Origin of the sequence: Streptomyces shaanxiensis (genome assembly GCF_039537145.1) — a bacterium.
GTDB classification, from domain to species: Bacteria; Actinomycetota; Actinomycetes; order Streptomycetales; family Streptomycetaceae; genus Streptomyces; species Streptomyces shaanxiensis.
In genome coordinates this window covers 847,161-860,695 of sequence record NZ_BAAAZY010000012.1, presented here as the reverse complement: position 1 = coordinate 860,695, position 13,535 = coordinate 847,161, and the positions used below count along the sequence as shown (strand labels likewise).

The following is a 13,535-nucleotide window of genomic DNA, read 5'->3' as shown; positions in this document are numbered from 1 at the left end:
TTGTCTTCAGTACGAACGCGAGTGACGCGTACGTACCAGGTGGCATCCATCCTGCCGCAGGCCAAGAGTCGGCGAAGCACCGAGGCCCGAACGGCTCGCGGTGTCTACGCTGGGTGGTGTTATCGGGCAGTCGCGCCGCCGGTGCCAACCGGTGGCCTTACCAGCCGAGGAATCCCGTGAGTGACACCCCATTCGGATTCGGCCTTCCGCCGGAGGAGCCGGACGACGGCGACGAGGGCAAGAAGAAGGACCAGCAGAGCGGCGGTGGTCAGGGCCCGGCCAACCCGTTCGGTTTCGGCGGGCTGCCCGGAGCCGGTGGCTTCGGTGGCCCCGGCGGTCCAGGTGCCGACAATCCGTTCGCTGCCATGTTCGGTTCGCTGAACCCCACCGACCTGGGCGCCGCGTTCCAGCAGCTCGGCCAGATGCTCTCGTACGAGGGCGGCCCGGTGAACTGGGACATGGCCAAGCAGATCGCCCGCCAGACGGTCTCCCAGGGCACCGCGGACGGCACCAAGGACTCGAGCGTCGGCCCCGCCGAGCGCACCGCCGTCCAGGAGGCCGTCCGTCTGGCCGATCTGTGGCTCGACGACGCCACGTCCCTGCCGTCCGGCGCGGGCACCGCCGTCGCGTGGTCCCGCGCGGAGTGGGTCGAGGCGACCCTGCCCGCGTGGCAGGAGCTCGTCGACCCGGTCGCCGAGCGGGTCGGCACCGCGATGGGCGATGTCCTGCCGGAGGAGATGCAGGCCATGGCCGGCCCGCTGATCGGCATGATGCGCTCGATGGGCGGCGCCATGTTCGGCACGCAGATCGGGCAGGCCGTCGGCGTGCTCGCCGGCGAGGTCGTCGGCTCGACCGACATCGGCCTGCCGCTCGGCCCGGCCGGCAAGGCCGCGCTGCTGCCGGTGAACATCGAGACGTTCGGCAAGGACCTGGGGGTGCCGAAGGAGGAGGTGCGGCTGTATCTCGCCCTGCGCGAGGCCGCCCACCAGCGCCTGTTCGCGCACGTGCCGTGGCTGCGCTCGCACCTGTTCGGCGCGGTCGACGGCTACGCTCGCGGGATCAAGGTCGACACCGCCAAGCTGGAGGACGTGGTCGGCCAGTTCGACCCGCAGAACCCCGAGCAGCTGCAGGACGCCCTGCAGCAGGGCATGTTCCAGCCGGAGGACACGCCGGAGCAGAAGGCCGCCCTGGCCCGTCTGGAGACCGCTCTGGCGCTCGTCGAGGGCTGGGTGGACGCGGTGGTGCACGCGGCCGCGAAGCCCCGGCTGTCGTCCGCCGACGCGCTGCGCGAGACCCTGCGTCGCCGCCGCGCCTCGGGCGGCCCCGCGGAGCAGACGTTCGCCACGCTGATCGGCCTGGAGCTGCGCCCGCGCCGTCTGCGGGACGCCTCCCGTCTGTGGGCCTCGCTCACCGACGCGCGCGGTGTCGACGGCCGTGACGCCCTGTGGGCCCACCCGGACATGCTGCCGACGGCCACCGACCTGGACGACCCGGACGGCTTCGTGCACCGCGAGCAGATCGACTTCTCCGAGCTGGACAAGATGCTCGGCGAGGCGGCGGGCGGCTCCGGCGAGAAGCCGAACCTGAAGAAGGACGACGACGGCAAGGGCGACGACACCGAGTGAGCCTGTACGACGACGCGGTCCTCGTGCTCAAGGGGTACGAGGGCCAGGAAGAGATGCGCCAGACCTATCTGGAGCATCTGGAGGCCCACCCGGACGGCATGTGGAAGGCCTGCGGGGACGGGCACATCACCGCGAGCGCGCTGGTGATCGACCCCTCGCGCGGGCGTGTGCTGCTCACCCTGCACAAGAAGCTGCGCATGTGGCTGCAGATGGGCGGCCACTGCGAGCCGGTCGACGAGACGCTGGCGGCCGCCGCCCTGCGCGAGGGCACCGAGGAGTCGGGCATCGCAGGACTGACCCTGCTGCCCGGTGGCCCTGTCCGACTGGACCGGCACCACACGCCGTGCGCCTGGCACCTCGACGTCCAGTACGCGGCACTGGCTCCGGCCGACGCCCTGGAGGCGATCAGCGACGAGTCGCTCGACCTGCGCTGGTTCGCCTACGACGAGGTGGCTGATGTGGCGGACGAGTCGGTCGTACGGCTGCTGGAGGCCGCGCGGGCGAGGCTCGCCGCCTGAACCACGAGTGAGCGCTGGTCCATGCGTGAACGCTGAACCATGCGTAAGGGGCGACCGCAATGGGGGTCGCCCCTTACGTCTGCTTTCCGGACGGTCCGTCGGCTCAGCTCCAGACGTTGCCCTGGTTCTGCCCCCGCGCCCCCTGCTGACCCACGCCGTACTGCGCGGCGAGGCCGGAGCCGATCTGGGCGTTCTGCGGCGGCAGCAGCTCGCTGGGCTGGACGAGTGCGAAGCCGGTGCCCATGAAGCTGAGCTCCCAGCCCTCACCGGTGTTGCCGCGGCGCCGCCACACCCCGGAGGAGTGCGTCTGGGCCTGCATCTGGACGCGCAGGCCGGTCGACCAGGCGACGATCGCGTCGGCGTCGCAGTTGACGTACTTGTCGGGCGTCACCTGCATCATCAGCGGCATGCCGGAGGTCATGAGCGCGACCTTGCCGCGGCCGGTGATGTTGAGCTGGTACTTACCGGAGCCGGAGATGCCGTAGAGGCTGTCCACGGCGATGACCTCGTGGTGCAGCGAGGAGTCCATCGCCAGCACATAGCTGCTGTCGACGGTCAGCCCGTCCTGGTCGACGTCCACCAGGTGAACGTGCTGCTTGAGGTTGGCGAGGTAGACCGTGCCCTGTCCGTGACAGCGCATCAGGTCCAGGCCCTCACCGGTGTGCGCACGCGCGCGTCCCTGCTCGTTGCTCTGGTATTCGGCGTCGAACTCGACGAGGCCCTGGTAGGCGACCATGGTGCCCTTGCGGGCGAGGATGTCGTCGTGGCCCTCCAGGGCGACGCGGAGCATCTGCTTGTTCTGCAGGCCCCAGCGGTCCTGGGTCTGCTGCTCGTTGTAGGCGAAAATCGGGCTCTGCATGGCGTTTCTGGCTCCCCCTCAGCCCCGGACCCGGAGACGGTCGGTGCTGTCCTCGCTGGGCTGGACTACGACGATGCCCTGGCCGGAGAAGGCCATCTGGTAGGCCTCGCCACTGCCCCGGCCGATGAGCGACTGCGCCTTGAAGCTGCGCTTGCCCTTCACCTTGAGGTTCGGGGACCAGGCGACGAGCGCGTCCGGGTCGACGTACGTCTCGTCCTCGCCGCCGCCGCAGTCGACGACGATCGGCTTGCCCCGGGAGGTCAGCGCGACCCAGCCCTGCCCGGAGATCTTGGTGTTCCACAGTCCCTGTCCGGCGAACTTCGCCAGGCCCTTCACCCGCTCGACGCCCCACGTCAGGTGGGCGTCGAAGGCAAGCAGGTTGGTGGCGTTGACGGAGATCCCGTCGCCGTTGAGGTTGATCACGACGACGTTGGCGCCGTAGTCGGCGAGGTAGAGCAGTCCGTCGCCGGTGCACTTCATCAGGGGGGCGCCCTCGCCGGTCATCCAGTCCTTGGCGATCTGGCGCACGGCGGGCGGGTTGGGCTCGTACTGGACGAAGCCCTCGTAGGCGGCCATCGACCCCACGCGCGCGAAGAGGTCGTTCCCGGTCTGCATGGCGACCTTCAGCATGTGGTTGCCGTGGTTCTCCATGCGGGCGGTGACGGGTGCGGGAGCGTAGCCCGCGAGCGGCTGGTTCATGACGGGCTCTCCCTCAGATCTCGTACGGCTGGACGACGATGAAGTTGCCGGGCGCTCCGCGGAACTGGAGGTTGACGCTCTCTCCGGTGTCGCCGGGGTAGGCGTTGCGGCGCATGCGGACCTGGCTGGAGACGACCACCTGGGAGGCGGCCGACCAGGCGACCACGGCGTTGCAGTCGGCGAACGTCGTGGGCGTGACCGGGAGCACCACGGGCGTGCCGTGGGTCTTGACGACGATCGTGCCGGTGCCCGTGAACTGCATCGTGAACAGCGCGCCACCGGGGATGCCGTGGCCCTCGATGCGGCGGACCTCGTACTGGAGGCTCTCGTCGAAGGCGAGGACGTTCTCCGCGGAGACGCAGATGCCGTCGCCCTGGAGCTCGATGGGGTGCAGCATCGTGGAGTTCTCGGCGAGGAACACCTGGCCCTGGCCGGTACAGCGCATCAGCTGCATCTCCTGGCCGGTCGCGTTGCCCACGATCCGGCCGGCAAACCCGGCGCCCTTGTAGCTGAAGTCGACCTTGCCCTGGTAGAGCACCATGCTGCCCTGCCGGGCCAGCACGGGCTGCCCGCCGATGCCGAGGTCGACGCGGACCAGCTTCTTGTTCTGCTGCGTCCAGCGCTGGCCGGTGGGCGTCTCCTTGAACTGCTGGAGCGCCGCGGCGACACCGGGGCCCTGAGGTGCGCCTTGCGGGGCGCCCTGGGGGGCTCCGTAGGGGGCCGGCTGGCCCGGGACCTGGCCGTAGCCCGGGGGCGGCGTCGGCTGGCCGTAACCGGGCGGCGGGGTCGGGGCCTGGGGGGCCTGTGGCTGGGGGTAGCCGGGAGGCGGCGGGGCGGTGGGAGCCTGGCCGTACGGGGCCTGCTGACCGGGCTGGCCGTAGCCCGGAGGCGGGGTCGGCTGGCCGTAGGGCGCGGGCGCCGGGGCGGGGGGTGGCGGGGTGCCGCCGGGCGGCGTCATCGGCGCGACGATGGTGGGCTGGGCGTGCACCGACGGCGCGGGGGCCGGGGCCGGAGGCGGCGGGGTGGCGCCCGGCGGGGGCGCGAAGCCCTGTGCGGCGGGCTGTGGTGTCGGCGCGGGCGCCGGTGCAGGAGCCGGGGCGGGCGCGGGAGCCGGAGCCGGTGCGGCGGGGGCACCGAACGCGGGCGGCGCGGCGGCCTGGGCCGGCGGGGCGAAGCCGGGAGCCGCCCCGGTCTGCGGCTGCTGCGGGGCGGCGGGCGCCTCCTCCTCGGCGACCTCGCCGCCGAAGTTCCTCAGCAGCGCGTCGAGGCCGCCGTCGAAGCCCTGTCCGACCGCGGCGAACCGCCAGACGTCCTTCAGATAGAAGTCGCCCAGCATGACGGCGCGTTCGGTGGAGAACTCCGAGCCGTTGAAGGCGTACCGGGCCACCTCCTCGCCGCCGGCGACGATACGGATGTATCCGGGGCCGACCTGCGACATCTGTCCGGCGCCGTCGATCGTCGCCGTGAAGGACAGCTTGTGGATCTGCGGGGGGATCTTGTCGAGCGTGACCCGGAAGGACTCCGTGTCACCGGCCTGGGTGCCGAGGAGCTGGATGCTCTCCTCGGGGGACTTGGGCTGGTTGAAGAAGACGAAGTAGCGGTCGTCCGAGAGCCGTTCGTCGGCGTCGAGACCGAAGCAGCTGATGTCGAAGGTCAGCCCCGGGGCCGAGATCTGCACACCTACGTACAGATCCGTGCCCGCGGTGAGGTCACTGATCCTGGCCTTGTGGCCGCGTTGGAATTCCCTGGCCATGCGTAACGACCGTCCCCCATCCCGAGTGCGATTGCGTCGCGCCAGGCTAACGGCAAACTCGGACATCGGACGAAGCCGGTACAGACCCGGTACACAACCCCCGCCCGGCCGGACCGGAAGCACTGCCTCCGGAGGTGCCTCAGGGGGTGCCTCACGGGTTGCCTCACGGGTTGCCTCAGGGCGCGGTCACTCGCCGCGCGCACCCGGCACGTGGGGCAGCCGCTCGGCGGCGACCACTCCCTCCAGATAGCCCTTCGCCCGCTCGGTGCGGGGATACGGCTCCAGCAGCCGCCAGAAGCGGGGCCCGTGACCGGGCACCAGGAGGTGCGCGAGCTCGTGGAGGAGGACGTAGTCGACGACGTACTCGGGCATGCCCTGCAGACGGTGCGAGAGACGGATGCTGCCCTCGGCCGGAGTGCACGAGCCCCAGCGGGTGTTCTGGTTGGTGACCCAGCGCACCGAGCTGGGCCGGGCGCGGGCGTCGAGGTACTGCGCCGACAACTGCTCGGCGCGCTCGGCCAGTTCGGCGTCGCCCAGCACCTGCTTGCTCTCCTGGGCGGCCAGTTTGTCGAGCATGACGTTCACCCAGCGCTGCTCCTCGGCCTCGGACATCCGGGCAGGGATGAGCACGACGGTGCGATCGCCCTCGCGGTATGCCGAGACCGTCCGGCGGCGCCGGGCGCTCCTGCGGACCTCGATCGCGCTCGCCTTCGAGCCGCTCTGCGGCGGGCTCGTGGTACTGCGCTGTGGGGTTCCGGCGCGGTGCAGTGGGTCGGCGGACACGCCCCGACGTTACCCGCTGCACATGGGGGAAGTCCCGCCTCCGGGACGGTTCGATGCCGATCCCCCCACCATGCGTTTGATTTGTACGACGAATATCCACCACCTGTGGACAACTTTCGACGCCGGGCGCCGCGCCGGGGCATGCTGACAGTCGTCGGCGGAGCTGTGACCGAGCTCCACCGGCACACGGGGACGTTCCACTACGGCTACGGGGGCCTGTTCATGCATGCGACAGTTTCGGCAGGTTCGGGAATTTCGGCAGGGTCAGCAGGTCCAGAGCATTCGACACATTCGGCAGGTAAATCATATTCATCCACCTACTGCGCGCATTCAGGTGATTCGACGGTCCCGCTGGCTCCGCTGGTGAAGCCCGCCCTCAAGCGAGGCTGGCGCGATCTCAACACCGTGCAGTTCGGGATGACTCCGGCACACGCGATGACAGTGGGCCCGATGGACACAGCGACAGGCAGTTTTCTCGACCTGCTCAACGGCACCCGCGGTCTGGAGCTGCTGCGTGAAGAGGGCCGCCGGATGGATCTGCCGGACGGTCATGTCGACGGGCTGGTGCGGCGACTGGCGCGGGCCGGGCTGCTCGACGACGCAAAGGGCGGCGGCCCGGCCGCCGACGCCCTGCGCCGCAAAGAGGGAGTCCTGGACCGGCTGCGCCCCGACCTGGCCTCCCTGTCCCTGACCACGTCCGAGCCGGGCGAGGCGATCGGCCGCCTGGCCGCCCGCCGCTCACTGCGCGTGCAGATCAGGGGCGCCGGACGAGTGGGTTCGCTGGTGGCCTCGCTGCTGTCGGGCGCGGGGGTCGGCGAGGTCGACGTACGTGACGTCGGCCGTGTCGAGCCCTGGGACGTGGGTCCCGGAGGACTGCCCGCCGAGGCGATCGGCGACCGCAGGGACGAGGCGGCACGACGGGCCGCACGCCGCTCGGCACCGGACCGCCCACCGCGCCGCGGACCCCGCCCCTCCCCCGGGGAGGACAGCACCGGCCACTCCCTGGTGATCATCGCCCCGCGTGACGACGTCGCCGTGCACGCGCCCTCCCCGTCCGCCGCCGAACCCCTCATCACTTCCGGCACACCCCATCTGTACGCCGGCGTCGTGGAGGGAACCGGGATCGTCGGCCCCCTCGTCCTGCCCGGCGAGACCGGCTGCGCCGGCTGCCTCGACCAAGGGCGCACCGACCGGGACCCGGCCTGGCCCCGCCTGATCGCCCAGTGGCGCTCGGGCTCCGGCCGGGCACGCCGCGTGCCGCCCTGCGATCTCGCGCTGGCCACCACGGTCGCCGGACTGGCGGCCGCACACGCCCTAGCCTTCCTGGACGGCCACGTTCCGTCGAGCGCGGGTGCACGCTGGGAAGTGTCCCTGCCCGGTTTGAGCTGGCACGCCCGGCCGGTGTGGGCGCATGCGGCATGCCCCTGCGGCGCCGCGGAGAAAGGTGAGGGAGAACACCCCTCCGAGGACGAGGAGTCGCACGAGACAATGGCGGAGCAACGGCCGTCGGATGAGTTGAGCCGTAAGGCGGACGCGAAGCGGCCGGCTGGGACCTGGAGGGCGCATGTCTGATCTTCCCCGCAAGGCGGTCACGCGTACCGCCAAGCTCGCCGCGCTTCCGCTCGGCTTCGCCGGGCGGGCGACCTGGGGACTGGGCAAGCGGATCGTCGGCGAGTCCGCGGAGATCGTCGGCCGCGAGCTGCAGCAGCGCACCGCCGAGCAGATGTTCAAGGTGCTCGGCGAGCTCAAGGGCGGCGCGATGAAGTTCGGCCAGGCCCTGTCCGTGTTCGAGTCGGCCCTGCCCGAGGAGATCGCCGGCCCCTACCGCGCGGCGCTCACGAAGCTGCAGGAGGCGGCGCCCCCGATGCCGACACGCACCGTGCACACGGTGCTGGCGGAGCGGCTCGGCGAGGACTGGCACGACCTGTTCCTGGAGTTCGAGGACAAGCCCGCCGCGGCGGCCTCGATCGGCCAGGTGCACCGAGGGGTGTGGCACGACGGCCGTGAGGTGGCGGTCAAGGTGCAGTACCCGGGAGCCGGCGAGGCTCTGCTCTCCGACCTGAACCAACTGAGCCGTTTCGCCCGGCTGTTGGGTCCGCTGATCCCCGGCATGGACATCAAGCCACTGATCGCGGAGCTCAAGGACCGGGTCTCCGAGGAACTGGACTACGGCCTGGAGGCACAGGCCCAGCAGGCGCATGCGGAGGAGTTCGCCGACGACCCGGACGTCGTCGTGCCGGCAGTGGTCCACCACTGCGACCAGGTCCTGGTCACGGAGTGGATCGACGGCGTGCCGCTCTCGGAGGTGATCTCGAACGGCACCCAGCAGCAGCGTGATCGCGCCGGTCAGCTCCTGGCCCGCTTCCTCTTCTCCGGCCCGGCCCGCACCGGCCTCCTGCACGCCGACCCGCACCCCGGCAACTTCCGCCTCCTGCCGGGCGGCCCCGACGGCGAGGACGACTGGCGGCTCGGCGTCCTGGACTTCGGCACGGTCGACCGCCTCCCGGGCGGCCTGCCGACCCCCATCGGCGACTCCCTGCGGATGACCCTGGACGGCGAGGCGGACACCGTCTACGAACTGCTCTGCGCCGAGGGCTTCGTCAAGGAGTCGATAGACCTGGACCCCGACGCCGTCCTCGACTACCTCCTGCCGATCATCGAACCGGCCCAGGTCGACGAGTTCACCTTCACCCGCGGCTGGATGCGCAGCCAGGCCGCCCGCGTGGCCGACCCCCGCTCCCCCGCCTACCAACTGGGCAAACAGCTCAATCTGCCCCCGGCCTATCTCCTCATCCACCGCGTGACGTTGAGCACCATCGGCGTCCTGTGCCAGCTGGGCGCGACCGTACGGCTGCGCGAGGAGCTGGAGGAGTGGCTGCCGGGGTTCGCACCGGAGGAACTGACGGACGAGGAGGAGTCGGCTGCGGAGGCGTGAGCGGAGCTACCACCAGGCCGAGTCCAGTCGCCCCTCGATCGCTCTGAGGTTCTCCCGGGAGCAGGTGTCGCAGAAGTAGTGGCGGACGCCGTTCTCCACAGAGCAGGTCCAGGTGGGCTGCGGTGCCTCGGCCCGGGTGCCGCAGCGGGCGCACACGAGAGGCTCGGGCTCCGCGGCGGAGCCGCCGTTGTCACTGCCTCCGGGAAGACTCGTCACTCCGCGACGATAGCGCCGCCACCGCCGGATCTGCGGGCACAACGCACCGCGGGGGCCGGTCCGTTCGCACGGACCGCCCCCCGCGGGGAGCTACCGCCTCCCGGCTCGGGAGGCCACCGCTGGCGGTGTGGTCGGTTACTGCATGACCGCCATGGCGAGCGCACGGCGGGCGCGCAGCGAGGCACGCTCCGCCCGGCGCTGCATGCGGCGAGCGGTCGCCAGGCGCATGGCCCGGCGTTCCTGCTCGGCCTCATGGTGTCGCTCGTGCATATGCGCACGTGCCAGGGCTTCTTGGATGAGTTGCATCTCTCGGTTCCTGTTCTGACGCGAGTCGTTCGCGCCATTCGTGGTGAAGTCTTCAGGCGCGGAGCCTGCGAGTTCGTGGGTGGACGGCTTCATCGGGGCCTGCTTCTGGGGGTCGTGCGTGAGGGGACGGTCGATCGTTCCTGCAGTGTTCATGCCGTGACCGGGTTCTTGCGCGGGCGACCACGCGGCCGCTTCCGGGCGACGACAACACCCTGGACGAACAGCTCGCCACCCCAGACGCCCCAGGGCTCACGCCGCTCCTTGGCGCCGGCGAGGCAGGCCTCGATCAGCGGGCAGGTGCGGCAGAGGGACTTGGCGTACTCGACGTCCGCCGGCGACTCGGCGAAGAAGACCTCCGGGTCGTAGGAACGGCAGGGGACGGGTACGCCGAGGTTCTCGATGGCGTCGTCGAGCGCGGTGAGCGCAGTGAGCGGAGTCAAGGTGGAGTCCTCCGTGAGGCCGGGCTTGGGGATCACATCTGAAGGCGGTACGGACGGGGCGTGCGCTTCGAGTTGCACGGTTGGTCTTCCTCGTCTGTTCGTTCCGGCCCTGTTGGGCCGGGTGGCGGCTGGTACCGGGTCTTTCCTTGCCCGAGGCCCCTTCGCTCCGTCATCCCTGTCGGGGGACAAACAGAAGGGCCGCGGATCCCGGATGGGGTTCCGCGGCCCTGAAGGCGCCGGCCTGATCGACTGTCAGGCTGGATCACTCCAGGGTTCTGGCCCACGGAAGGCCCACATCTGGTGGTGCTGCGTCGTCCGGATTCCGGCACCGGTCGCCGTAAAGGCATAGGCCTGCGCCTTTGCCGTTACTGCCGCTTCCAGTGCCTTGGTCGGTCGCTCATTGCGCTCCCGAACGGGAAGGCCCGCGAGAGACACGGAGGACGCCGGACGCACGGCACGGATGCCGGACAGACCGGTGCCCTGGTTCGAGGCGCCGAGCATGCACAGGGAAGCGACGACCGAGCGATCGGTCATTTTGACGGTGCTGATGGAGCTGCTGTTGATGCTGATCACTGGACTCGCCTCCTCTCGGCGTCTCTGGGGACTGGGGTGAACCAGTCCGACGGGTATGCAAGTAGAACACGGAATTGGGGCCTCCGAGAAGGCCTCCGTTCCCGTGGCTAAGAACCTATGGGGATTGCTGGGGCATGCGCAAACTATTTTTTCGACGAGTTCGCATCATTCCCCCTCGATGCCCTCCTCAAGCTCCTGGCCTGCGCAGATGGCCAGCACATCGGCTCCGTAACGCTCGAGCTTGCGTCTGAGGACACCAGGGATGCGCGAAAGTTCAACCGGACTCGTGGGCTCCGCCTCGGCGATGGCCATCAGGGTCCTGTCCGTGAAGACACAGAAGTCCGGTTGCCCGCTGAGCCGCGCCTGGACCCCGCGCCACTCACGGAGGCGTTCGTAGAGACCCTCGTCCATGTCGGAGGGGCAGTCCTCGCAGCGCATCAGCTTCATCTCGCCGGCGTCGGTGAGGGTGCGTCCGCAGACGCGGCAGCGGGCCGGCGTGCGCTGTGTCCGTCTCGGGGCGGCGGCGTCCGGTCTGCTCGTGACACCGCGCTCGACGCCTCCCGCGTTGCCGGCGGCGGTGCGGGAGGCGGTGGCGGTCGAGCCGGGGCGCAGGCCGTCGAGGAAGCGGCTGGGGCGGCGGTTGGCCCGGCCACCGGGCGCGCGGGTGAGCGCCCAGGAGACATGGAGGTGCTCCCGGGCCCGTGTGACGCCGACGTAGAGGAGGCGGCGTTCCTCCTCGACCTGCTCGTCGGTCTTCGCGTAGGTGATCGGCATCATGCCCTCGGCGACGCCGACCAGGAAGACGACGTCCCACTCCAGGCCCTTGGCCGAGTGCAGGGAGGCGAGGGTGACGCCCTGGACCGTCGGTGCGTGCTGGGCGTTCGCCCGCTCGTCGAGTTCCGCGACGAGGTCGGCGAGGGTGGCTCCGGGTTTGGCGGCGGCGAAGTCCTGGGCGAGGTTCACCAGCGCGGCCAGGGACTCCCAGCGCTCTCTGACGGCGCCGGAGCCGGCCGGGGGCTCGGTGGTCCAGCCCTCTCCCGACAGCACGGCACGTACCTGCGAGGGCAGGTCGACGGCGTCGTCGAGGAGCGAGTCGTTGCCGCCGAAGCGGGCCGCGCCGCGCAGGGCGATGCCCGCCTTGCGCACCTCGGGTCGGTCGAAGAACCGCTCGGCGCCTCTGAGCTGGTAGGGAATGCCCGCGTCGGCGAGGGCCTGCTCGTAGGTCTCGGACTGGGAGTTCGTGCGGAACAGGATGGCGATCTCGCTGGCCGGAACGCCGGAACCCATGAGTTCCCGAATGCGACGGGCGGCGCCCTCCGCCTCGGCGGGCTCGTCGGTGTACTCGGAGTAGAGGGGTTCGGGGCCGGGGGTGCGCTGGGAGATCAGCTCCAGGCGATGGTCGGCCGCGCGGCCCCGGGCCTGGGCGAGCAGGCCGTTGGCGAGGTGGACGACCTGGGGCGTGGAGCGGTAGTCGCGGACCAGCTTGACGACGGTGGCGCCGGGGTGGCGGGTGCGGAAGTCGAGCAGGTGGTCGGGTGTTGCTCCTGTGAACGAGTAGATCGTCTGGCTGGCGTCGCCGACCACGCACAGGTTGTCCCGCTCACCGAGCCACAGCTCCAACAGGCGCTGCTGGAGCGGGCTGACGTCCTGGTACTCGTCGACCACGAAGTGTTGGTACTGGGAGCGGACCTGGTCGGCGATGTCGTGCCGGTCCTGCAGGATGCCGACGGTGAGCAGCAGGACGTCCTCGAAGTCGATGACCGAGCGGTCCCGCTTGAGGTCCTCGTAGACGTTGTAGATCTGGGCGGTCTCGGCCGGGTCGCGGGGGGCTTCACGGCCGGCCTTGGCGGCGGCGAGGGCGTAGTCGGTGGGGACGGTCTGGGTGACCTTCGACCACTCGATCTCGGCGGTGACGTCCCGCAGCTCGTTGCGGTCGAGGCGGATGCGGCAGGCGGCGGCCGCGTCGGCGACGAGCTGGATCTTGCGGTCGACGAGCCGGGGCATGGAGCCACCGATCGCTTTCGGCCAGAAGTACTGGAGCTGGCGCAGGGCTGCCGAGTGGAAGGTGCGGGCCTGCACCCCGGCGGCGCCGAGCTGGCGCAGCCGGCCGCGCATCTCTCCGGCGGCGCGGTTGGTGAAGGTGACGGCGAGCACGCTGGAGGGCTGGAGGATTCCGGCGCGCACCCCGTAGGCGATGCGGTGGGTGATGGCCCGGGTCTTGCCCGTACCGGCGCCCGCGAGCACGCACACCGGTCCGTGCAGGGCGGTGGCCACCTCGCGCTGCTCGGGGTCGAGCCCTTCGAGCACCGCGTCGGCAGAGTCCGGTGCCTGCGGGAAGAGGGTGGAGTGCGTTGCTGCTGTCACACGGCCATGCTGCCAGGTCGCCGGAGACGGCTGTGCCGGTTGTCCACAGGCAGGCCTTGATAGTCGTACTAATGCGGCAGGCGTCACGTGGCCGGGCATACCCCAGGTGGGAATGGCGCCCCGGTCGCGTACGTTCCCCCTCTGGACGATCTGTTCCCCGAGCCATCAGAGGAGCGCGCGAGACATGCAGGGCACTGTGACGATGTACAGCACGACGTGGTGCGGTTACTGCCAGCGGCTGAAGAAGCAGCTGGACCGCGAGGGCATCGCGTACACCGAGATCAACATCGAGCAGGACCCCGAGTCCGCCGCGTTCGTCGAGAAGGCGAATGGCGGAAACCAGACGGTCCCGACGGTGCTCTTCGCGGACGGTTCGACGCTGACGAACCCGTCGCTGGCGCAGGTGAAGCAGAAGATCAGCGCGTAACCGCGGGCGCGGTTATCGGAAGGCGGTCCCTGAGGCG

Annotated in this window: 14 protein-coding genes; 5 read left to right on the top strand and 9 right to left on the bottom strand. The window is 70.6% G+C overall.

What is annotated here, in order from left to right:
* Positions 1–176: 176 nt before the first annotated feature.
* Both ABD932_RS26895 and ABD932_RS26890 read left to right on the top strand, forming a co-directional pair.
* Entirely contained in the window at positions 177–1,625 is a 1,449-nt protein-coding gene (locus ABD932_RS26895) for a zinc-dependent metalloprotease (RefSeq protein ID WP_345016095.1), read from the top strand.
* Positions 1,622–2,143, top strand: a complete 522-nt coding sequence (locus tag ABD932_RS26890; RefSeq protein WP_345016093.1) for an NUDIX hydrolase — start codon at positions 1,622–1,624, stop codon at positions 2,141–2,143. The genes ABD932_RS26895 and ABD932_RS26890 overlap by 4 nt, the downstream gene beginning before the upstream one ends.
* A 103-nt stretch (positions 2,144–2,246) precedes the next feature.
* Here ABD932_RS26890 and ABD932_RS26885 read toward each other — a convergent pair whose 3' ends face one another.
* From ABD932_RS26885 to ABD932_RS26870, 4 genes are all read right to left on the bottom strand, one after another.
* Entirely contained in the window at positions 2,247–3,002 is a 756-nt protein-coding gene (locus ABD932_RS26885; RefSeq protein ID WP_345016091.1) for an AIM24 family protein, read from the bottom strand.
* Positions 3,003–3,020: 18 nt separating this feature from the next.
* Positions 3,021–3,701, bottom strand: a complete 681-nt coding sequence (locus ABD932_RS26880) for an AIM24 family protein (RefSeq protein ID WP_345016089.1) — start codon at positions 3,699–3,701, stop codon at positions 3,021–3,023.
* A 13-nt stretch (positions 3,702–3,714) separates the two neighbouring features.
* Complete coding sequence (locus tag ABD932_RS26875; protein WP_345016087.1) at positions 3,715–5,454, bottom strand: TerD family protein; 1,740 nt, start codon at positions 5,452–5,454, stop codon at positions 3,715–3,717.
* A 186-nt stretch (positions 5,455–5,640) separates the two neighbouring features.
* Positions 5,641–6,237, bottom strand: coding sequence for a M48 metallopeptidase family protein (locus ABD932_RS26870; protein WP_345016085.1), 597 nt, complete (start codon positions 6,235–6,237; stop codon positions 5,641–5,643).
* Between the two features lie 351 nt (positions 6,238–6,588).
* Between ABD932_RS26870 and ABD932_RS26865 the strand changes: the two genes are divergently transcribed.
* Positions 6,589–7,809 carry a TOMM precursor leader peptide-binding protein gene (locus ABD932_RS26865; protein ID WP_345016425.1) on the top strand — a complete coding sequence of 407 codons (1,221 nt, stop codon included), beginning with the start codon at positions 6,589–6,591 and terminating at the stop codon, positions 7,807–7,809.
* On the top strand, positions 7,802–9,172 hold the full coding sequence (locus ABD932_RS26860) for an ABC1 kinase family protein (RefSeq protein ID WP_345016083.1): 1,371 nt from the start codon (positions 7,802–7,804) through the stop codon (positions 9,170–9,172). The genes ABD932_RS26865 and ABD932_RS26860 overlap by 8 nt, the downstream gene beginning before the upstream one ends.
* A 6-nt stretch (positions 9,173–9,178) precedes the next feature.
* Here ABD932_RS26860 and ABD932_RS26855 read toward each other — a convergent pair whose 3' ends face one another.
* The 5 genes from ABD932_RS26855 to ABD932_RS26835 all read right to left on the bottom strand — a co-directional run bounded on the left by ABD932_RS26855 (position 9,179) and on the right by ABD932_RS26835 (position 13,071).
* The gene (locus tag ABD932_RS26855) at positions 9,179–9,388 is read right to left on the bottom strand and encodes a hypothetical protein (protein ID WP_345016081.1); all 210 of its coding nucleotides are present in this window, start codon (positions 9,386–9,388) and stop codon (positions 9,179–9,181) included.
* 135 nt (positions 9,389–9,523) lie between these two features.
* Entirely contained in the window at positions 9,524–9,847 is a 324-nt protein-coding gene (locus ABD932_RS26850) for a hypothetical protein (RefSeq protein ID WP_250088758.1), read from the bottom strand.
* A complete protein-coding gene (locus tag ABD932_RS26845) occupies positions 9,844–10,212 on the bottom strand; it encodes a WhiB family transcriptional regulator (protein WP_126394927.1) in 369 nt (122 codons plus the stop codon). Before ABD932_RS26845 ends, ABD932_RS26850 begins: the two co-directional genes overlap by 4 nt.
* A gap of 174 nt (positions 10,213–10,386) precedes the next feature.
* On the bottom strand, positions 10,387–10,707 hold the full coding sequence (locus tag ABD932_RS26840) for a hypothetical protein (RefSeq protein WP_175647588.1): 321 nt from the start codon (positions 10,705–10,707) through the stop codon (positions 10,387–10,389).
* Between the two features lie 165 nt (positions 10,708–10,872).
* On the bottom strand, positions 10,873–13,071 hold the full coding sequence (locus tag ABD932_RS26835) for an ATP-dependent DNA helicase UvrD2 (protein ID WP_345016077.1): 2,199 nt from the start codon (positions 13,069–13,071) through the stop codon (positions 10,873–10,875).
* A 184-nt stretch (positions 13,072–13,255) separates the two neighbouring features.
* Here ABD932_RS26835 and ABD932_RS26830 point away from each other — a divergent pair, with 184 nt between their 5' ends.
* Positions 13,256–13,498, top strand: coding sequence for a mycoredoxin (locus tag ABD932_RS26830; RefSeq protein ID WP_053851715.1), 243 nt, complete (start codon positions 13,256–13,258; stop codon positions 13,496–13,498).
* Positions 13,499–13,535 lie beyond the last annotated feature (37 nt).